A 22705-nucleotide genomic window follows, 5' to 3' on the forward strand; every position below is an offset into this window, starting at 1 on the left:
TTTAGCTAAAAATATTAGTAATTAAACTATATTTGTTAGTTGTTAAAAACTAACTTGAATAGATTTTTTAATTTTTATTAGATTAACGTCAAAGACTAAAAATGCCTACTAAAGATTTTGCTTTAAAATTAGGTTTTATACCGAAAGAAAATGTTTCAGGAATTTTTATTAAAAAATATTCTGAGGATCAAAGTATTGAAATCGATTTTGAAAAAAATACTTTTCATTTTGGTGGGAAAATAAAAATTGGCGAAAAAGATTCTCAAAATATAACTAAACCCGAAGATTGGGTAGTTTTAGAATGTGTAAATAGACTTCTTCAAAAAGGTTATAAGCCAGAAAATATTTCATTAGAAAAAGTTTATCCCGCTGGTCATGGGTTTTCAGGACGATTAGATATTTGCGTTACTCGTGATGATGGTTCAGAATATTTATTGATTGAGTGTAAAACTTACGGAAAAGAATTCGACAAAGAATTTAATCGAATTAATAAAGATGGAGGTCAATTATTTACCTATTTCAAATTCAGCAACAAGGCAGATGTCATTATGTTGTATGCTTCCGAATTAAAAGGAAATGATTTAGTTTACAGAAACGAAATAATAAAAATTGAAGATGACTACAGAACTGGTGATGTAAAAGATTTCTATGAAAAATGGAATAAATTAACCAAAGACAATGGAGTTTTTGATTCTTGGGTAAATCCGTATAATTTCGAAAGCAAAGCCTTAACAATAAACGATTTAGAAGAAATAAGACAGGAAGACAGTAGTTTTATCTTTAATCGTTTCTTAGAAATTTTGCGTCATAACGTTGTTTCTGATAAAGGAAATGCTTTTAATAGAATTTTCACGTTATTTCTTTGTAAAATATACGATGAAAAAACCAACGAAGGAACTAATAATGAATTAGGTTTTCAGTGGTTGGAAGGAATTGATACTCATAGAACTTTCCAATTGAGGTTGACCGATTTGTACAAAAATGGAATGTACGAGTTTTTAGAAAAAGTAGTTACTGATTTTTCTGAAACTGAATTCAAAAACCGTTTTCCAACTTTAACCGAAGAACAAAGAAATCCAATTATTGAAGAATTTCGAAAATTGAGATTAGAGAAAAACAATGAATTTGCCATTAAAGATGTTTATGATGAACAATCGTTTAATGAAAATGCGGTTGTTGTTAAAGAAATTGTGCAATTATTAGAAAAATACAAATTACGCTACACCAAAAAACAACAATATTTATCAGACTTTTTCGAACTCCTCTTAACAACTGGATTAAAACAAGAATCGGGACAATTTTTTACACCTGTTCCTGTGGCTCAGTTTGTGATAAAAAGTTTGCCAATTGATACCATTTTAGAAGACAAATTAGCTTCTGCAAAAATTGCTAATGATACGCTTTTGCCCTATGTAATGGATTATGCAGCTGGAAGTGGGCACTTTTTGACCGAAACAATGCACGAAATGCAACGTTTATTGGATAAAAAAGATGATAAAAAATATTCACCAAGCGTTGCTACAAAAATTAGAAATTGGAAAGACGACCATTTTGCTTGGGCAATACAATATGTTTACGGAATTGAAAAAGATTATCGATTAGTAAAAGTTGGTAAAGTTGGTTGTTATTTACACGGCGATGGTTTAGCAAATGTCATTCATTCGGATGGTTTGGCTAATTTTTCACATCCCGATTATAAAGGTAAATTATTAAATAAAGACAAAGATTTTCCTCAGGAAAACAAACAGTTTGATATCATTGTATCAAATCCGCCGTATTCTGTTTCTGCGTTTAAAAATTCTGCTCGTTCATTTTATAAAGATGGCGATTTTGATTTGTATAATAAACTTACCGACAACAGTTCAGAAATAGAATGTTTGTTTATTGAGCGTACCAAACAGTTATTAAAAGATGGTGGCGTTGCCGGGATTATTTTACCAAGTTCAATTTTGAGTAATACCGGAATTTATTCTAAATCTCGCGAAATTATTCTGCAGTATTTTGATCTTGTCGGAATTACAGAATTGGGTTCTAATACTTTTATGGCAACCGGAACCAATACAGTTACGTTGTTTCTAAGAAGAAGAAACAACTACGAAAGTGCGAACATTAAAATTGCGGTCGAAAAATTCTTTACCAATTTTCAAGATGTAACTATAAATGGAATCGAAAAACCGGTTGCAAAATACATCAATCACGTTTGGGAAGGTATTTCTTTTGAGGATTATATTTCTCTTTTGAAAAAAGAACCAAATAAAGCAATTATTGAACACGAGATTTATAAAGAATACCAAAAGAAACTAAAATCTAAAAATGACAAAGAGTTTTTTAATTTGCTTTTAGATAAAGAATTAGACAAACTCTATTACTTCATTATTGCTTACAAACAGAAAGTTGTTTTGATAAAAAGTGGTGAAAAAGATGCTGAAAAACGTTTTTTAGGTTACGAATTTTCTAACAGAAGAGGAAGCGAAGGAATTCACCCGATACAACGAGGTAAAAATATAGAAGATTGTACCAAGCTTTTTGACTCAGAAGTTTTTGATAACCCTGAAAAAGCAAGTACTTACATTTACAAAGCCTTTGCAGGAGATTATGATTTCCCGATAGATGAAGTAATGCAAAATAACGTTTCTCGCCACAATTTAGTAGATATGTTGACTTTTGACCGAGTGGATTTTGAAAAAAATATTTCACTTTCGGTTAAAAAAAAAGTAGTTATTGATTCCAAATATCAACAAGATAAAGTTGAGAACGTTTTTATTGAAATAAAAAATGGTAAGAATGTTGCCCAAAGTGATGAAATTGGAGATTATAGAGTTTCTAGAATTGAGTCAATTGCAGATGCTACTTTTAATATTAACGCAACAAAATGGACAACAGATAAAGTTTTAGAAAACGATTTCTTACAAAAAGGAGATATTCTTTTAAGTCATATAAACAGTGTTGAACATTTAGGGAAAACAGCTTATTTCAATCTAGATGAAAAAATTGTTCACGGTGTAAACTTATTAAGGTTTAGACCTGACAAATCAAAAGTTTTAGCAAAATACGCTTCAGAAATATTTAAAGTTAAAGAATTTATTTTTGAAATGCAGAAATATGCTATTAAAGCGGCTAATCAAGCAAGCTTAAATTCTGCTAATTTAAAAGCTTTAAAAATCCCACTTCCACCAATAGACATTCAACAAAAAATTGTTTCTGAAATTGAAGTTTTAGAAGCAAAAGAAAAGAAAGTAAAAGATGAAGTTGAGAAGTTTAAAGTAAAATCGAATGAAATTTTCAATCTTAATGTTAAAACTACAATTAAAAGACTTGATGAGATTTGTGAATTAAAAGCTGGAGACTTTGTAAAAGTTGGGGATATTAGCAAAGAGGAAAATGAAAATTTATTTCCATGTTTTGGAGGAAATGGTTTGAGAGGTTATGTAAAAACTTTTACTCATGAAGGAAAATTTTCATTAGTAGGTAGACAAGGTGCTTTGTGTGGAAATGTTCATTTAGTTGAGGGTAAATTTCATGCTACAGAACACGCTTTAGTTGCAACTCCTTTGTCAGATATTGATTCTACTTGGTTACATTATAAATTAGTTGAGATCAATTTAAATCAATATGCAACTGGAACAGCACAACCAGGTCTTTCAGTTATGAACTTAAAACCAATAGAAATAAGTGTTCCGTCTCTTTCCGAACAACAAAAAATAGTTTCTGAAATTGAAAAAATAGAAACTAAGATTACTATTTTAGAAAAAGAAATTGCTGAAATTCCAAAACAAAAAGAAGCGGTTTTAAAGAAGTACTTATAGCCCTAAAAATCAAACTCTAAAATATCTTTATCTTTTAACATCCGTTCCACAAATATTTTATGATTTTTAGGTGTTCCGGTAGCAACCCAGTTCCCGGTAATCGTATTATTAACCAATTGATGCTTTCCGCGTTGAGGTTTAAGTTTATTCTCTTTAAAAACTTCTTCATAGCTTTCTAAATCGCCTTGCATATGTTGCTTTTTAACAATACGGTAAATGCGTTTTGTGAACCTGCGATCGCCAATTTCTTCTAAAAAAGGAAAAATGATAAGTGCCAAAAGTACAACCGCAGTTACACCAATGGCTTGCTCATAATAACCAGACCCAACCGCCATTCCGATGGCTGCAACAATCCAGATAATGCATGCTGTAGTTAAACCTTTAACGCGGTTTTCCTCCTTAAAAATTACACCAGCACCCAAAAAACCTATTCCAGTAACAATATTTGATGCGATTCTATCCTGACTGGCTGACCCTATTTTTATGGAAAGAATGGTAAATAGCGCTGCACCCAAACCAATCATCATCATGGTTTTTAACCCTGCAGATTTACTTCTATATTCTCGTTCAGCACCAATTAAACCACAGAGCAATGTTGCTAAAAGAAATTTATTGACTTCACTCTGTGTGAGAAAATGACTGTTATCTAATATATCATTCATTGCCTATTGATTAGAAATGGCAAATTAGTAAAAATCGTAACATCTTAGGCCATTTGCACGGCCAGAATTGCTACTATTAAGCCAATATTTTTCATAGCCAAGTCCGATTTCGGAAGTTCCTCCAGTGTTTGTATAATTTATTTTGGATGTTGTGGCATCGTGGCTAATTCCAATTCTGAATTTTTCTCCATTTGTTCGTCTGTTAAAAATATCGAATATCACGGAGAAAACTATTGCATCGTTTCCATTAGAATTGCCATCATTTCGATACCAAATCCCTGCATTTATACCCGCATATTTAAATTGTGTGCCAAAACTAAACGAGGTTACATTTTGCTGTTTGTAGGCCACGATAGAAGGAATGAGGTAGGTTCCGTCTCTATCGTATTGGTCTGGAATTAAAGTCAGTTTATAGCTCAGGTTACCCGAAATCCTCATGGGCAATTTAGCCTGGAAGCCTGCCAGAGATTCATCAGGGCGATTTAAATGATGCAAACCCAGGCCTACCATAAAATTCTTGTAAACCATATTTCCACCAGCGGCTGCATCAAAGTAAAACCTGCTATCGATATTTGGCCTTTCAGCTCCTGAAATGATGCCCGGAATAATTCCTGCTGTTACATCAATCTGATCTCCGAATACCAGCCTGTCCCAGTTTAATTTTTGATTGGTTATTCCTCCTTGCAGACCGAAAGAAAGCGTAAAATCATCGCCACTGATAATGTAAGAATAGCTTAAAGCGATATTATTTTTTTGTAAATATGCGGTTCCTTCACTGCTTCTGTTAAAAATTAAGCCTACACCGCTATTTAACTTTTGCAGGTTTAAATCAGCAGAAGCACTCATGTAAGAAAAATCGCCAGAAAGACCAGTCCATTGGTTTCTGTATAAAGCATTAAATCGGATATCACCCTCAAACTGACCTGTTAATGCCGGATTTAAATAAATCGGTGAGTTATAAAATTGAGAATAAATATGATCCTGACTCATTGAAAATAAAGGCAATACCATTATCAATATAAATAAATTAATCCAACTGCCCTTCATCATCTTATTAAATATATGTTTCCTGTTTTTTTAGGGGCAGATGAATCATAAGTCATCCCCTTCCACTCGCCGCCATTAATAAACTTCAAATCAATTTTCCAGAAATAAACGCCTTGCGGTTGCTCCTGACCATTATATTTGCCATCCCAGCCTTCCAAAGGCGCACCATCGCTTAATTTTGTTGTTTCCCACAAAACTTGCCCCCACTTGTTAAAAACAGTCATTGTCCAATTGTCAATACCCCTGCCTTTTGCCTTAAAAGTTTGGAGTTCATTTTTCTGGCTTGCTGGCATAAATGAATTTGGAACATATAGAAATCCGGGAACACCAATTATTCTAACTACCTGTGTCGATGTAGATGCGCAACCTTCCTTATTTATCACTTTTAGCGATACAGTATAATCACCAACGTTGGCGTAAGTATGTGCTGGACTTTGTAAGGTCGATTTTGTGCCGTCGCCAAAATTCCATTCCCAGCTACCTGCACCATTTATGCTTGCATCTCTAAAACTAAAGGTAAAGTTTGGAATGGATAGCTCATTTCCTGGTAAAACGGTAAAAATAGATTGTGGTGGCGCAATAATATTAATATAATCTGGTATTGTTAGCGTATTGGTACAACCTATTAGGTTTGTAGAAGTAAGCGTAACGGTATACTTTATCCCCGATCCTTTATAAAGATGATCGGGTTCAAATTCTGCAGAAGTTGTTCCATCTCCAAAATCCCACTTATAACCTATGGCGTTTTTGCTTGAATTTTTAAACTTCACCAGTGTACCATCGCATCCTATGGTTTTATCGGCTACAAAGCCTACTGTTGGCTGCTCTAAAACAACAATTGTTTCGGTAGTTTGTGCATTCGAGCAATCATTGGCTGCATAAAGTGTTACGGTGTAGGTGCCTGGTTTTGTAAATGTATGCTTTACGATTTCAGGGGCAGAATTGGTGACCTGCGTACCTGTTCCATCACTAAAATCATAAACAAATCTGTCTGCACCTTTTGTATTGTTATAAAAATTAACCGTTAGTGGCGCACAGCCTCTTAGTTCTCCTGCGTTTACAACCAGCTCAGGGGTAATATCATTAGGCGATACCCTCAAAGTATAGCTTGAAGTGCTTTTTCCACATGCATTTTCTGCCGTCATTGTTATGATGTAATCTCTAACCGCTAGGGTTGTAAACAGGTGATTGACAGAACTTCTATCGTTAGTAACTACAACAGGCGAACCATCGTTAAAATCATACGTATAAGTTGTACCAGAGCTTACCGGGGATGTGTTGCTGAAATTTATCAGCAATGGTGAGCAACCCGAAGTTTTATCAGGACTGAAGATAGAAACCGGTTTTCCTTGTACAAATACTGTTGATGTAGCTGTAGTTGTACCACATGGCGTTACTGCACTTAAGGTTATGGTGTAAGTAATATCTTTACCTGATGGATCTGGTTGAAAAGTTATCGGACCTGGTTGTGCCAAATTGGAAGTTATTCCATTGCCAAAATCCCATTTGAAAGTGGATGCCGTTAATGAGTTTGATGTATTTATAAAATTAACCGCCAATGGGCCGCAGCCTTGTGTTGCCGATTGGGTAAATGCAGCCTTTACATCTTGCTGTGTTGAAAATGTGTGAATGGTTTCATCTCCAGCACAGTTTAAACTGCTGGTTACAACTAACTTAATTACAATGGTTTTATTTTCTCCAACAATGGTGAAACCTGGAAAAACAATGCCTTTTCCGATTTCAACATTATCTGCAAACCAGGTGTATGTATCATTTCTATCTGGGTAAGGGGTTGCTTTTATATTTGCTGCTGTAAGTACAAACGGCGGGCAGCCTTTATCTGTTATAAAAACAATTTCTGCTTTGGCGGGTGGATTTACCGTTATCTTAACTGAATTACTTAAATAACCAGAACACGGACCGCTTGCAACCACTCGCCTATACAAAGTTGTAACTTGAAGTATTGTTGGTGTAAAATCTTGATTATTTTCTCCTGCAATATCTATCCATGTACTGCCATTATTGGTGCTTATTTGCCATTGATAAGCGTAAGTTCCACTTGCTCCTGTTGGTATTGAGCCTTCTATTTTTGCAATTGCTGTACCTAAACAAATGGTTTGATCGGCGGTGATGGAATTATTGGCGAGCGGTAAAAGTATCTTAACTTCTACAACGTTACTATTTGATGTACATACATTGCTATTTACCACCCTTCTATAAAATGATGAAGCTGTTACCTGGATATTTAAATCCTTATTGGTTTGTCCGTTGATATCATTCCATGCATTTCCATCAGGACTGCTTTGCCATTGGTAAATATATTGCCCATTTCCACCTGTTGGCAAATCGCCATTTATGACAGTATTTTGCCCCGAACAAATTTCAGCTGCTGTAGTTGAAATGGTATTAATTAGGTTACGATAAATTATAATGCTTGTTTCAGAAGATTTAGGATCACAAGTTGGTGCACCAGAGATGGTCCATTTAAATTTGTACGTTTCGCCTGGCACTAAGCCGGTAACTGTTGTATTAAATAAAAGTAGATCGGTAATTACAACCCCGGTTTGGGTTGATGTTAGTGTCCATTTCCCCGTGTAGGGTGCATCGACCTTATTACCATTCAAAGTTGCCGAATTAGCCCCACAAAAATTTTGATTGGCACCAGCTATTGCATCAGGAATAGCTGGATTAACATTAATTGTAATCGGTTGAGATGTAGCTTCATCGCAAACACTATTTTTTACAGCTGCCCTAAATTGTATAGTTTGGGTTAAGTTTGAAAAAACATAAGGATTGGTGGTAGCAACAATTGCTATCCAGTTTTGCCCACCATCTATAGAACTTTCCCAGCGAATAATATTTCCAATATTACCGCTCAGGCTTATACTACCCCTGTTTGCTCCTGCACAAACATCATTGTTCGTTGTGGCAGTTGTCCCACCAACACTTTTGGCTTTAACGGTTACGGTAAAGGTGAACGGGCTACCAGTACATCCGTTTAACGTTGGCGTGATTTTGTAGGTTACGGTAGCATCTGCGGATAAATCATTATTTGTTAGAACATCATTTATAATTGTTCCTGTTCCATCCGAAAAACCATTAGCATTAGTGGTTCCGGTAGCCGACCAGGAATAAGTTGCACCAACAACATTACTAGTCGGTGTGTAATTAACTGCTGTACCAGAACATATCACCTTTGTTGCAGCACTTGTAACGTTGATAGCCGGATTTATTTTGATAACAATTTCATCATCAACAGTAGCGCAAACACCTGTTAAACCGGTCGACTTTCTTAAAATTAAATTTACGCTACCAGCTAATCTTTCTGCTGCTGTTGGTTCATAAGTTGGATTTAAAACATTTCTACTTGGTAAAAATTGTCCTGCACCACCCACCCAGCTACTGGTATTATCGGTAGAAGAACCGCTAATAGTTCCTTCAAGCTGAACGTTGGCTGTATTGAAGCAAATGGTTTGATCAGCACCAGCATTAACAACAGGTGCCGTAATAAAAGTTAGTTTTTGACTTACTGGTAATGCCGTTCCACAATTATTGGTATACGTAACAGAAACATTATATTCTACGTATTCCTCAAATTTTATTGATGGGTATTGAGATGCAGCAGTGGTACCCTTATCAAACGAGTATTTCCCCCCATCGACCGTCCAAAGGTATATACCAACTGTTGGAGCGGTTGTCCCTGTAAATGTTGTTTTTGTAGGCCCGGTAGTTGTCGGATTAAAATCGTAGGTTGCTAAATTACATAATGATATATCCGGAGAAAGAACAGTTGTTGGTTGTGCATTAACAATTACAGTTTGCGGTGCCGATGAAATAATACCACACGAGGAGGTTGTTATGCTAAGTGAAATTACATATGTTCCGGGGGAAGTAAAGTTGAACAAGGGATCTGTGCTGGAGGAATTTGTTCCACCGGCATACGTTACGGCAGGGGTAACTGTCCATTTGTAATTATTTGTAGCAGCACAAGTTGGATCGATTACCGACGTGTTTGTTGCCTGTAATGTACCGGGTGTACAGATTAAGTTTGACGGTAATGTAAAAGCCGGTTTTGGAGGATCCTGAATGCAGATTGTAAACTCTACTGGTTCAGCATTACAAGATCCGGAACTGTTAGACTCCAACCTGATTACATGAGTACCATGTGTAGGAAAAGTTGCAATAAAGTCATACGATCTGGGTTTGTTGGGCTGTGTAATCGTGCCGTCAACATACCAATTATACGTAACATTATTTGGGGTACAGCCAGGTGAAGTAGTATTAGGATTTTCGCCGACAATGGAGGTATTTTTAAAAGTGATAGTAGTTGCGGTACATCCTGGATTATCAAAAGTAAAGCTATTGACATCTTTAATCACCACCTTCGCAGTCGTAGAAACAGCAGTCCCTATATCTCCACAAAAAGAATTATTTACCCGAACCACGACATCAAAAACATTGTAAATTGTACCGCTGCTGCCAGTCGAGTTTTGCCCGCAGGAGGATTTGTTATATTGATGTCTTACGATACCACCGCTGCTAACAATATCACAATAGGTATAAATAGATGTTTGCCCATCACCCCAATTTACTCTGTACACATCGCCGGGAAAGTTATTTTTAATTCCCAGCGCAGAGGTATTAACCTGAAATTCCAGAAATCCAAGCGGAAGACAAACAATATTATTTCCAGAGGTTGTAAAAGTAGTTATAATTGGGTTATTAATAATCAGGTAAGATTTTGTAGCAACAGTTCCATCTGGGCTTACTGCCTTTACAACAATTGTGTAATGGGCAAGATGAGCAGTGAAAGAGGCAAATCCTGAAGATCCGAAGGTTATATCTGTAGGCGTTCCACCATTAATCTCATCTGTTATAGAAGCAGTTACTGTCGTGCCAAGTGTTGACTCGTTTGTAAGAATGAAATTTTTATTGTCAGAAGTAATACATGCTCCAATTGTTTCAACGTCTCCAGCTTTTAAAAATGCTGATGAAATCTTTGCCGTGGTAGTTAGCCCTGACTTAATTTCAAAAGCATTAGAAATTGTGCTTATTGAACCCGGAGTTGTAGACTCTACACGTAGCCTATAGCCAGTTCCCGCAGGTGTTCCAGCCGGAATTATTCCATTTACATAAGTTGAATAAAATCCATTGTAAGCACCAATCTGCGTACCTGGCGCAAAATTTCCATTAGCATCGGATAGAACCAATCGAAATGAATTACCAGGTGTTATACAGGTATTTGGATCTATCTTGAAAGTAGCGGTAATATTATTACCATCTCCGTAGGGTCCAGGATCAACCACAACATTTGTTAACTGTGCTTTAGCCGAAGCTGCAAAAAACAAAAAGGCCGAGAAAATAGTAGCTGTACGCAAAGTTTTTCTACACCAGGTCTTCATAAATCTTTAACAATAGGGAATTGTTTTAAAAGAAGAAATTTTGCAAAGAAATATAACCCGCCAATTGCGATAAAGCCGAATGGGCAACTAAATCATTAATTTGTTTGGTAAATATTTATTCGATATTATTTTTCTTCAACTGTTCAATTTCTAAAATACAAAAACTTTAAAGCTTCATTAAAAACTTTACATGAAAGCGGATGACTTATGTATTGAATTTTTTACATAAAGGCTATTCTGAGCGTTTTTTACAATAAAAAATCCCCCAAAACTTTAGTTTTGAGGGATTTAATTTTACACGTAAGTTTTAAGCGAGTGGTTAATTACATCATACCACCCATGCCACCACCGCCCATTGGAGGATGAGCACCAGCGCCACCTTCTTCAGGTTCGTCTGCTAAAACAACTTCGGTAGTTAATAACATCGCTGCGATTGATGCTGCATTTTCCAATGCTACGCGACTTACTTTAGTTGGGTCGATAACACCAGCGCCAATTAAGTTTTCGTAAACATCAGTACGGGCATTATAACCGAAATCTGCAGTACCTTCTTTAACTTTTTGAACTACAATAGAACCTTCAATACCTGCGTTTTCGCAAATCTGACGTAATGGTTCTTCAATCGCACGACGAATAATCTGGATACCAGTATTTTCATCTTCGTTTGCACCTTTTAGGTTAGCTAAAGCTTCTACCGCACGGATAAAAGCAACACCACCACCGGCAACAATACCTTCTTCTACAGCCGCACGAGTTGCATGTAAAGCATCATCAACACGGTCTTTTTTCTCTTTCATTTCAATTTCACTGGCTGCACCTACATAAAGAACTGCAACACCGCCAGCCAACTTAGCTAAACGCTCTTGTAATTTTTCTTTATCGTAATCAGATGTAGTCGTTTCAATTTGAGCTTTAATCTGGCTAACACGAGATTTAATATCTTCAGAGTTACCAGCGCCATTAATTACCGTTGTATTGTCTTTATCAACAACAACTTTTTCAGCCGAACCTAAATAAGTTAAATCTGCATTCTCTAATTTGTAACCTCTTTCTTCTGATACAACAATACCACCAGTTAAAATTGCGATGTCTTCTAACATTGCTTTTCTTCTATCGCCAAAACCTGGAGCCTTAACAGCAACAACTTTTAATGACCCACGGATTTTGTTAACCACTAAAGTAGCTAAGGCTTCACCATCTAAATCTTCAGAAATGATAACCAAAGGTTTACCAGTTTGAACAGTTTTTTCTAAAACCGGCAACAATTCTTTCATGTTGCTAATTTTTTTGTCGTAGATTAAAATGTAAGGGCTTTCTAATTCCGCTTCCATTTTATCAGCATTGGTTACAAAATACGGAGATAAATAACCTCTGTCAAATTGCATACCTTCAACTGTTTTCACTTCGGTTTCAGTACCTTTTGCTTCTTCCACAGTAATTACACCATCTTTACCAACTTTGCTCATTGCTTCAGCAATTAACGAACCGATAACCTCATCATTATTTGCTGAGATGGATGCAACTTGTTTAATTTTATTATTATCATCACCAACCGCTTGAGATTGAGATTTTAAATTTTCTACAACAGCAGCAACTGCTTTATCAATACCACGTTTTAAATCCATTGGATTTGCACCCGCAGCAACGTTTTTAATACCTGTAGTTATAATTGCCTGAGCCAAAACTGTTGCAGTTGTTGTACCATCACCAGCAATATCAGCTGTTTTAGATGCAACTTCTTTAACCATTTGAGCACCCATATTTTCAACCGCATCTTTCAATTCGATTTCTTTTGCAACAGTTACACCATCTTTAGTAATTGCTGGAGAACCGAATTTTTTATCGATAATTACGTTACGTCCTTTCGGGCCTAATGTTACTTTTACTGCATTTGCAAGAATATCAACACCTCTTTTCAGGGCATCGCGTGCTTCTACGTTATATTTTACTTGTTTTGACATTTCTTTTTGAATTTTGAATGATTATGTGAGTGAATGATTGAATATTCCTCTCTATTCTTTTATAATTTTTTTCTGACTTTATGCTGAATTCACTAATTCGAAACTCAGTCATTCAATCATTAATTTTTATCCAACAACAGCGTAAATGTCGGTTTCACGCATAATTAAGTAATCTTTACCTTCGTAAGGGAATTCGGTACCACCGTATTTACCATAAATTACAACATCGCCAACTTTTACATTCGCTTTTTTACCTTCAGAATCTTCTTCAGAAACAGAAACTACAGTTCCTTTAGATGGTTTTTCTTTTGCAGTATCAGGGATATACAAACCCGATGCAGTTTTTTCTTCTGCCGCAGCCGGTTCAACGATTACTCTGTTCGAACTGCCAGCAATTGGTTTAAGGTTTAACGCCATAACTTTTATTATTTTTTATTTTGATTTAAGTTTTTAACTAAGCATGCAATTACACTTTTTATGCCAATAGCTTCGCAGGGACAAATTTTCACCTGTACTGTCAAATTTTTAAACAAATGGCGAATATTGGAAATTTTGGGTGTCAGCTTGGCAGAAGGTAATTAGGCTAATAGTGTTTTATGCATCTATAGTTATCCCGCAGATATCGCTAATTACGCAGATAAATACATAATTTAACATTTGTTTATGTGTGATTTTTACCACTGTGAAAAATAATCACACAACATAATGCTTATTTAAACTTCCTTTATAAGTCCAGAATAACATTTTTATAAAAGCCGTACATCAAAACTCTTAACTATATAATCTTATAACAAAAAAGCTTTCCCTTTTGAGGAAAGCTTTTCAATATTTCTTTAGTCTTAACTATTTTTTAGTCGTATCTGCTGGTGCAGGTTGTACAGGAGTAGCGTTATTAGTTGCACCGCCACCTAGTGGAGATGGAGAAGGCATTTTATTTAAACGGTCTTGAATTTCTGTATTTCCAGTTGCTGCTGCGCCGTTGTTTGTTTTAGCAATAGTAGTAATCGATAAAGTTAAAACAACAATAAGTGCTAGTAATACCCACGAACCTTTTTCTAAAACATCACCTGTACGTTGTACGCCAAACATATTGCTGGTGCCACCACCAGTTGCTAAACCACCACCTTTAGGGTTTTGTACCAATACAAATAAGCCTAAAGCCACACAAGCAACAATTAATAAAATGATTAAAAAGGTTATCATGATAAAATATATTTTAAAATTTCTTTTCTATAGATTGGATAAGGTCGGCAAAGTAACCACTTTTTTCTGGATATTTCAAACTTAATTTTTTATAAGTATCTATGGCTTTGTGGTAAAGCATTTGCTCGATGTAAATTTTGGCTAAAGTTTCCGAAACCAAGTCATAACGGTCTTCAGCGCTCTTTTTGGCTTTATTCTCATTATCTATTTGCTCTGGTTTTGGAGGTTTTATCGTTGGGTCTTCTTTTAAAAACTTCTCGATAATCTCCGCACCTTTGGCATCCTTAACGTCCGCAGATGGATATTCCGCTAAATGATCGGCAACTTCGAAAGGTGTTTGAATGTGAAAAATATGCTCTACATACTGCTGCTGAAACTCAGCCCGCTCCTGATTTTTTTGCTGAGGTTGTCTTTTTAGTTCGGGTTTTGGTTGTGCGTAAGGCTGAAAGATTTGTTCGTGTTCTTTACGTGTTTTCGCCAGCCACCATAAAAAAGTGTAAGGAAGTTGGTCATCATCGTATTTAGAAACAAAGCTATGTTCAGGTTCATCAGGAACAACGGTTTCTATCTCCGGAACGTTAACAACATCGGTACTTAACTTCTGTTCGAAAGCAAAGAAATCTGTCGCAGCTACACTTTCGATAAAACTATCTTCATCTGCCGGCAAATCCATCAAATGACTATCAATGCCAGGCAAATTATTTGGTGTTTCTATGTTTACAGCCTGGGTAATTTTAGGTTCAGAATTTTCAGTTATCTCTCCTATTTCATCATAAATTTCCTGCTCATCAGCGGTGCTTTCTTCATCAATTATTGCAAACTCCTCTTTATCTATCGTTTCTTCAATTATTTCATTTTCGATAACCGGTTCTTTGTGAAGAATATTGTATAGCACATTTCCATTACTGTACAAAGCTGCATTAGATATAAACTTTGCATCAGCCTTGGCTAAGAGTAAATGAACGATTTGTGCATAAGGATATTGCGCCAACATTTCCTGTAACATGGGTATATGCTCTTGCCCAACCTTTCCAGGTTGTGCCAGTAAATTTGCAAGTAGCTTTTTGTTATCCATTATTTAGGTTTGCTGCTAATATAATTAATGCAGGTGGTTTTTAAAAAAGTTTAAGCTACCATTGTGCAAATGCACGGTTAAAAATATCTTCGGTAAGCTGTTTGTTAATAGCTTCTATAGCCACAGGTTGAAGCGATTGTATAGATGCGCCGTTTAATGGAAAATCATAATACCTTGAAAAACTTTCTTCAAAGCTTTCCTTATCATGCCCTTTAATATTATTAATGTATTTTACGGCAACCGTAATGGTTAAACGGTTATTAGATGCGGTTGGCGTACTGCTCGAAGTTAAAGCTACAGGCCGGATTTCGTATCCGGTTATTCGGCCTTCAAAAATTGCATCGCCATCACTCGGGGTTATACTTAACCGCGTTTGGCTACGGATACGCGATTTTACAGCTTCAGTAAACTGCTGGCTTAAAGTAGGGATTACCAACGGCGCACTATTTTCGAAAAACCGAACGGTTATTGTTTTCATTTCTACCGGAATGGATGCGCCGCTAAAAGTGTATGCACATGAACTTAATGCTGCGATAATTAGAAAAGCAAATATTTTGATCTTCATAAGCTGATTTTATAGACTTAATTCTTTAATCTTTCTGTAGAGTGTACGTTCAGATATTCCTAATTCCTGAGCTGCGAATTTTCGTTTGCCTTTATGCTTTTTGAGTGCCTTTTTTATTAAATCAGATTCCTTGTCTACTAGCGATAACGATTCTTCTACCTCTTCCGCATCGTGTGCAAAATTATAATCGGAGTTATTACTGCTGTTATTATTATTTGCTGTAGGCTGTTGAATGGTAAAACCGTGTTCTTGTCCGGCCGGCAATTCTACATCTCTGTAAAGTTGATTGATGTACTGTGGATTATCAGCCAAAACCGTTGCGGTATTTCCACCATGCTGAATAATTTCTGCAACGAGTTTTTTAAGCTCAACCATATCCTTTTTCATATCGAAAAGCACTTTATACAAAATATCTCTTTCTGTAAAATCTTCTTTTGATTGAGAATTTATCGTCATTGGCAGGTTGCTGCCAGCTTCATTTGGAATATAGTTCAAAATTGCTTGCCCGCTTACGTTTCTTTCCTTTTCCAGAACGCAAATTTGTTCAGCAATATTTTTTAGCTGCCTAACATTACCAGGCCAGCTGTAATTTGTTAAAATTTGTACTGCATCTGGCTCTAATTGTAATCCGGGACTACGGTATTTATCACTAAAATCAGCAGAGAATTTTCTGAATAGCAAATAAATATCTTCTTTACGTTCATGTAATGCAGGAATACGTAATGGAACGGTATTTAATCTATAATATAAATCTTCACGGAATTTTCCATTTTTAACCCGGTTGTAAACATCAACATTGGTTGCAGCAATAATACGAACATCAGTTTTTTGAACCTTTGATGAACCCACGCGTAAATATTCGCCGCTTTCTAAAATCCTTAATAAACGAGCTTGTGTTCCTAATGGTAATTCCGCTACTTCATCTAAGAAAATTGTACCCCCGTTAGCAACTTCGAAATATCCTTTACGTGCTTCGTGTGCGCCTGTAAACGAACCTTTTTCATGCCCAAATAGTTCTGAATCTATTGTTCCTTCGGGAATGGCACCGCAATTTACCGCGATAAAAGGACCATGTTTGCGGACACTCATTTGATGGATAATTTGAGAAAAAACCTCTTTACCACTACCGCTTTCACCAGTAATTAAAACCGACATATCTGTTGGCGCAACCTGGCTTGCAATGTCTATGGCACGATTAAGTAATGGCGAATTGCCTATAATACCGAACCGTTGTTTTATATTTTGTGTATCCATTCTTTAGTATCAAGTAATTAGTATCAGGTATCAAGATTGGGCATCATTAACTTTACTAACTCATTGTGTTTTTCACTTAAAGCTTTAGCCTTTAAGCTCTTAAACTATCTTTCCAATCAGCGTAGCTGAAGTACATTTTTCAATTAATACATTAGCATAATGACCAGGCTTAACGCCATCAATTACAGGGAAAATTGCCATTGCGCCACTATCACCTCTTCCGCAATAATCCTTATCCGATTTTTTTGATGTGCCTTCTATCAGAACACGTACAGTTTTTCCAACCCATTCTTGTAAACGCAGTAATGAATGTGCCTGTTGTTTAGCTAAAATTTCTGCTAATCTGCGCTTTTTAACTTCTTCCGGAATATCATCCTCAAATTTACGGGCGGCTAAAGTTCCTGGTCTTTCAGAATAAGTAAAGTTGTAAGCGAAATCATATCCCACATAATCCATTATGCTTAAGGTATCCTGATGTTCTTCTTCGGTTTCAGTGCAGAAACCTGCGATGATATCAGTAGAAATTGCACATCCCGGAATAATATTTTTAATCGCATCAATACGGTTAATGTACCATTCACGGGTATAAGTTCTGTTCATTAATTCCAAAATGCGTGTATTTCCGGATTGAACAGGCAAGTGGATGTAATTGCAAATGTTATCATATTTAGCGATGGTGTATAAAACCTCATCAGTAATATCTTTAGGATGTGAAGTTGAGAAACGAACCCTTAAATCAGGATTTACCAAAGCTGTTTGCTCTAAAAGCTGTGCGAAGTTTACAGTTTCAGTTCCATCTTCCGAAGTCCAGGTGTATGAATCTACGTTTTGGCCTAAAAGAGTAACTTCACGGTAGCCTGCTTCAAATAAACTTTGTGCCTCTGCAATAATCGAATGTGCATCTCGACTGCGTTCTCTGCCACGTGTAAATGGCACAACACAGAACGAACACATGTTGTTACAACCGCGTGTAATAGAAATAAAAGCGGTTATTCCATTGCTGTTTAACCGAACAGGGCTAATATCTGCATAAGTTTCCTCACGAGATAAAAGTACATTTACGGCTTTATGGCCACTTTCTACCTGCTCAATTAAGTTTGGTAAATCACGGTAAGCATCCGGGCCAACAACTACATCAACCAAACGCTCTTCTTCTAAAAACTTAGATTTTAAACGCTCGGCCATACAGCCTAAAACACCTACAATTAGTTTTGGATTACGACGCTTTTCTACCCCAAATTGCGACAAACGGTTTCTAACCCTGGTTTCTGCATTTTCTCGAATAGAGCATGTGTTAATGAAAATTACATCTGCCTGGTGATAATCGCCAGTGGTTTCAAATCCTGTTTCAGAAAGAATAGAGGCAACAATTTCACTATCGGCGAAGTTCATTGCGCAGCCATAACTTTCAATGTATAATTTACGGGCATCAGCCTTATTAGGTGCATCTAAAATTAAAGCTTCACCTTGCCTGGTCTCATCGTGCGTCTTATCCTGTACTTGTAAATCAATCATTGTTTAAAACATTTTGGGGATTGCAAAAATACATAAATAAAATTAAAAGTGACAAATTGACATATTTAGTTTAAATGATTACAAACGAATTATTTTATGAGCCAAAAGCAGATGGCTAATTGTTGATTTATTTCACATAAAAGTACAATCAGGTGCATTTTTAAATGAATGCTTGGCCGTTAATGGTGGTTGCAGCTATGCTATCCCTACAATTCCCGATAGAAAAGATCGATACCATTTCATTATACCTAGCTTATTTAGCTGTGGTGTAGTTAGTTAACAAGATAGGTAACTTGAAATGTAAAAGAAATTATCATATCTTTTTTCAAATCCGAGAAGAGATACAATTCTCTCCATTCAAGTTTTCATTGTAAAGATTGATATACCCCCGCTAAACCATGTCGAACTTATTTCTACATCCCAAATACTCATCTTCTTTCTGTGTCATTAAGGTTTTGGCGACTTTACCTTTATCTTTATATCCAAGTAAGTGTAAAGTTCCATGAATCATGATGCGGCAGACTTCGTCAAAATCATTAGTCTTAAAGGATTTGGCGTTTTCTTTAACACGCTCAATACTGATGAAGATATCACTAACGATTTTTTTTTCTTCTTCGGAGTTATCGAAAGTAATAATATCAGTATAAGTATCATGATTTAGGTATTGCTGATTGATGCCAAGCAAATATTCATCACTACAGAAAATGAAATTGAGTTCTTGTAATTTATAGCCCTCTGTTTCAATAGTCGCTTTAATCCACTTTTTAACCTTTAGCTTTTGAGGGAGATTAAAACTAATGGATTCTGTAAAAAATGAAATTGCAGGCATGTTGGGTTTGTTTCAGGCCGCAAATTTAATAAATAATCTGCAAGTCTGCGGCGAAACCTATCGCTCCATATTTAACAATTTCAAATACTTGGCAATTTTATTCTTATAATAATAATTTAAACTTGGCGGCAATTTTTGCAACATATCGTTACCGTTTTGTTGTTGCTTTTTAAACTGCTCAACCATTTTCTGGTATGATGGAGGAAATGTTGCCGCAGCTTTACTTTCTCGTTTTGAATCTTCTTCTTGGTCACGTTCAGCTTTTTCTGCCTCTAATAGCTTGGTTAATAACTCTTTCTGCCTGTTTAATGTTTCTTGCTGTAAACGTTTATTAACCAAATCACTCTCTGTTTGTTTCATTTCCTTAATGGCCTCATTAAGGTTGCCCATTTTACCCGAACCATCTTTATTTTCTTCGCGGTTAATTTTTTCTAAAGCCTGGCGAATCATTTGCTGCTGTTGCGCCATTTTTCCAAATTCCTGACTCATTTGCCCTTTGCCCACCGTTCCTTGGTTACCACCAGACTTCTGCATTTGATCTTTAGCCTTTTGCATGTTCTTGTTCAGCTGCTCCTGCATTTGCGAAAGCTGTTTCATGCCTTGCTTCTGCTTTTTGCCACTTCCAGGCTTCGAGTTCTTTTGCATGTTCTGCAATTGGTTTAAAGCTTCACTCAACATCAAGCTCAAATTGTTAATCGAAGTCATGGTAAATTGCTGGTAACGATTCGCTTCGGGCGTTCTTCTTTCACCAAGGCTTTCCAAGCTCTTATCAAGATTAAAATTTATCTTATTCATTTCCTCATTAACGGTCGATTCGATTTGAGGAACGCGTTTACTTAATGCATACAAACTATCGGCTATGGTTTTAAGGTTATCTTTAATGCTTCGCTGCTTTTGAACATTAGAAGTGTATGATGGGTCGGCCTGACTCATTTTTTTTAACGCTAACATCACTTTTTCCTGTTCAAAAGATGTATTTAGGAGATTTTCCAATAAACGCCGCAACTCTTTGGCATTCAGGTTATTCTCCATTTCTTCACCTTGCTGCTGCATATCACTCATTTTTTTAGAAAGCTTCTCCATTTGGTCGCCAGCTTTTTGTTGTTTCTGACTGGCTCCTTTCGAATCTTTTTTATCTAAAGCATCCTTGCTATCTTGCTGTTCTTTTTGAATACCCTGAACATCTTTTTCAGGGTTTTCAAATGGATTTGGTTTTTCTAAACTTTGATTTTTCTCTTCTAGTTTATTGAAATCATTTTTCAAGTCGTTCATTTCCTTACTCAAAGCATCTTGCTTTTGTTTAAGCGACTGGTTGTCCTGTTTTTTATCCGCAGTTTCTTTACTTAGTTCTTTTTGTTCTTTGGCCAATTCATTTAAACGGTCTATATCGTTTTGAAGATTCTGTTCAAATTCCAGTTGTTTGTAGAGTTCTAAAATCCTGTCTAATTCATTTTTGAGGGTTTTATTATCCAATTGCATTTTCGAGAGTTCATTTTGCGTTTGGTCTTTATTTTTCTCATTCATCAGGTTTTGCAATTTCTGCAAAAGCTCTTTGGTCTTTTCATCCAGTACATTATCAAACAAATCTTTAATTTGTTTTTGTTTCTCTAAAAGCTCTTCCGTTTGTTTTTGGTCTTCCTGCTGCTGGATATTTTTATCGTTCTGCTCTTTAATTTCTTTTACTGCCTCATCCAACTGCTTTTGCTTATCCAGCAAAGCCTCAATTTGCTTTTTATCCTCAAAAGAAATTTGTTTCTTATCAATCAGGCTTTCTGCAACTTTTTTACTTTCTTTTTCAATGTTATTTGCCAAACGAATAGCCGACTGCATTTTTTGTTTAAGCGCCTGGTTACTTGCGTCTGCTTGCTCCGCAGTTTCTTTTTTAGTGGGTGCTTTAAAAGTTTTAATCTGCGAACGGGTAGTTTTTACACCGTTAACGCCATCATTATCAACTACTTCAAAATAATACTCAATTTCTTGGCCAGGCTTTGCTAATGCCGTTTTCAAATCCCAGAAATAGAAAAAAGTGTTTTCAGTGGCGTTTGCTTTAATGGCAATATTCTTACTAACCGTACTGATTATTTTATTGTTTTCCCTAATGTTATATTTAAAGCTCAACAGGCTGAAACCATAATCATCGTTAATTTGGCCGCTGAAATAAAGCGCCTTTTTACTAATGGAATCAGGTTTTTCTTCAACTTGAATAGCGGGCGATTGGTCTTTAATTACGGTGATTTGATGCGAAAGAGAATCTCTCAGTATTACAAAATCATTTTTCGGCGTAATGCTATATTTCGAATTATTTCGAATTGTAGCGTTAAAAGCAGATTCATTATCCAGCACTTTTAAAATATTTTCGGTGCCATTTAAATTAAATAAAAGCGAATTACTTTCAACCGTTTTAAAATTCCAGGTTACACGTGTTCCCTCTGGCAAAAGGATATCGCCAACATTGGCAATCACTTCTTGTTTTTTACCTAAATATGAAGGGTAATTTAAGGTTGCCGTAGCATTTAACAACTCCGGGCGAGGTTTTACACTAACCGTAAATAACGAAGAGTTGAAGCCACCGCCTTTAAAAATTAGTTTTTTATCGCTCTGGATATTTTTGATGCTGTAATTAAACTTGCTGATGTTTTCCTTTTCAAGTTTGTAAATGTTTTTACCATCCTCCACATAAACTTCTGCAGGTAATTCATCGCCATCCAGCTTTAGGTTTATTGTTACATCATCCCCTTGGGTAACGGTTAAATTCTTATTCAAAACCGTAAAACTGAAAGGTGCTTTCGGTGCGATATACTCATCATATTTAAAGAAACTATTCGTTCCCTCGCGTAAAATAGCAGGTGCAATTATTGCAATCAATAAAATAATCGATAGCGGAATAAAAAGGTATTTTAAGTATTTCCGATTGTCATTTATCCGAACAGCAGTGTAAAAGGGAACAGGTTTCAACTCTAAAATTTTTTGATCGATACTAGCCAAAATCAATTGATTGTGCTCTGGCAGGTTTTCAGAAAGCTTATGCAACTGTAAGGTATTCAAAAGTTTATCCTTGATATCAGAAAAATGATTTCCAATAATTACCGAAGCTTCATCAAAAGATAAATGTTTGCCCAATTTTAGCATCGAAAGCAAAGGTTTGATGATTAAAAAACCAATCAAAAGTAATCCTAACAAAAAATACGCAAAGAAAATAAAGGTTTTAAATCCCGCTGAAGGGTTTAAGTAATACAAACTTAAAAAAACAAGCAAGTATAAACCTAAAAGTATAGCTGCGGCATAAATGGCTCCCCGCAAAATCTTATTCAAATAAAATTTACGGATAAACTCATCTATCTTTTTGAGTAAATCGCTATAGTTATTGCCTACCATTACTGTAAATG

General features: G+C 35.9%; 13 protein-coding genes. 1 reads left to right on the forward strand and 12 read right to left on the reverse strand.

Annotated elements, in window-relative coordinates:
- The first annotated feature begins 101 nt into the window (after positions 1 to 101).
- Entirely contained in the window at positions 102 to 3806 is a 3705-nt protein-coding gene (locus IEV50_RS12130; RefSeq protein WP_188414627.1) for a restriction endonuclease subunit S, read from the forward strand.
- A 2-nt stretch (positions 3807 to 3808) separates the two neighbouring features.
- Here the strand turns inward: IEV50_RS12130 and IEV50_RS12135 are convergent, their stop codons facing one another.
- From IEV50_RS12135 to IEV50_RS12190, 12 genes are all read right to left on the reverse strand, one after another.
- Positions 3809 to 4468, reverse strand: a complete 660-nt coding sequence (locus IEV50_RS12135; RefSeq protein WP_188414630.1) for an MgtC/SapB family protein — start codon at positions 4466 to 4468, stop codon at positions 3809 to 3811.
- A gap of 24 nt (positions 4469 to 4492) precedes the next feature.
- The gene (locus IEV50_RS12140) at positions 4493 to 5518 is read right to left on the reverse strand and encodes a PorP/SprF family type IX secretion system membrane protein (RefSeq protein ID WP_229746718.1); all 1026 of its coding nucleotides are present in this window, start codon (positions 5516 to 5518) and stop codon (positions 4493 to 4495) included.
- Entirely contained in the window at positions 5515 to 10917 is a 5403-nt protein-coding gene (locus tag IEV50_RS12145; RefSeq protein ID WP_188414639.1) for a DUF8696 domain-containing protein, read from the reverse strand. Before IEV50_RS12145 ends, IEV50_RS12140 begins: the two co-directional genes overlap by 4 nt.
- Positions 10918 to 11240: 323 nt before the next feature.
- Positions 11241 to 12878, reverse strand: a complete 1638-nt coding sequence (gene groL / locus IEV50_RS12150; protein ID WP_188414641.1) for a chaperonin GroEL — start codon at positions 12876 to 12878, stop codon at positions 11241 to 11243.
- A 126-nt stretch (positions 12879 to 13004) separates the two neighbouring features.
- The gene (locus IEV50_RS12155; protein WP_188414643.1) at positions 13005 to 13295 is read right to left on the reverse strand and encodes a co-chaperone GroES; all 291 of its coding nucleotides are present in this window, start codon (positions 13293 to 13295) and stop codon (positions 13005 to 13007) included.
- A gap of 426 nt (positions 13296 to 13721) precedes the next feature.
- The gene (secG, locus tag IEV50_RS12160; protein WP_123207003.1) at positions 13722 to 14081 is read right to left on the reverse strand and encodes a preprotein translocase subunit SecG; all 360 of its coding nucleotides are present in this window, start codon (positions 14079 to 14081) and stop codon (positions 13722 to 13724) included.
- Positions 14082 to 14094: 13 nt separating this feature from the next.
- Positions 14095 to 15156, reverse strand: a complete 1062-nt coding sequence (locus IEV50_RS12165) for a DUF8458 domain-containing protein (protein ID WP_188414645.1) — start codon at positions 15154 to 15156, stop codon at positions 14095 to 14097.
- A 55-nt stretch (positions 15157 to 15211) separates the two neighbouring features.
- Positions 15212 to 15721, reverse strand: coding sequence for an LptE family protein (locus IEV50_RS12170; protein ID WP_188414647.1), 510 nt, complete (start codon positions 15719 to 15721; stop codon positions 15212 to 15214).
- Between the two features lie 9 nt (positions 15722 to 15730).
- Positions 15731 to 16975, reverse strand: a complete 1245-nt coding sequence (locus IEV50_RS12175) for a sigma 54-interacting transcriptional regulator (protein WP_188414657.1) — start codon at positions 16973 to 16975, stop codon at positions 15731 to 15733.
- Between the two features lie 99 nt (positions 16976 to 17074).
- On the reverse strand, positions 17075 to 18490 hold the full coding sequence (gene miaB / locus IEV50_RS12180) for a tRNA (N6-isopentenyl adenosine(37)-C2)-methylthiotransferase MiaB (protein ID WP_188414659.1): 1416 nt from the start codon (positions 18488 to 18490) through the stop codon (positions 17075 to 17077).
- Between the two features lie 391 nt (positions 18491 to 18881).
- Positions 18882 to 19319: an rRNA maturation RNase YbeY gene (gene ybeY / locus IEV50_RS12185; protein ID WP_188414667.1), complete on the reverse strand. Its 438-nt coding sequence runs from the start codon at positions 19317 to 19319 to the stop codon at positions 18882 to 18884.
- Between the two features lie 57 nt (positions 19320 to 19376).
- On the reverse strand, positions 19377 to 22694 hold the full coding sequence (locus IEV50_RS12190) for a DUF4175 family protein (RefSeq protein WP_188414669.1): 3318 nt from the start codon (positions 22692 to 22694) through the stop codon (positions 19377 to 19379).
- Positions 22695 to 22705: the final 11 nt, after the last annotated feature.

The sequence above is a fragment of the Pedobacter mendelii genome (assembly GCF_014635725.1).
GTDB lineage: Bacteria > Bacteroidota > Bacteroidia > Sphingobacteriales > Sphingobacteriaceae > Pedobacter > Pedobacter mendelii.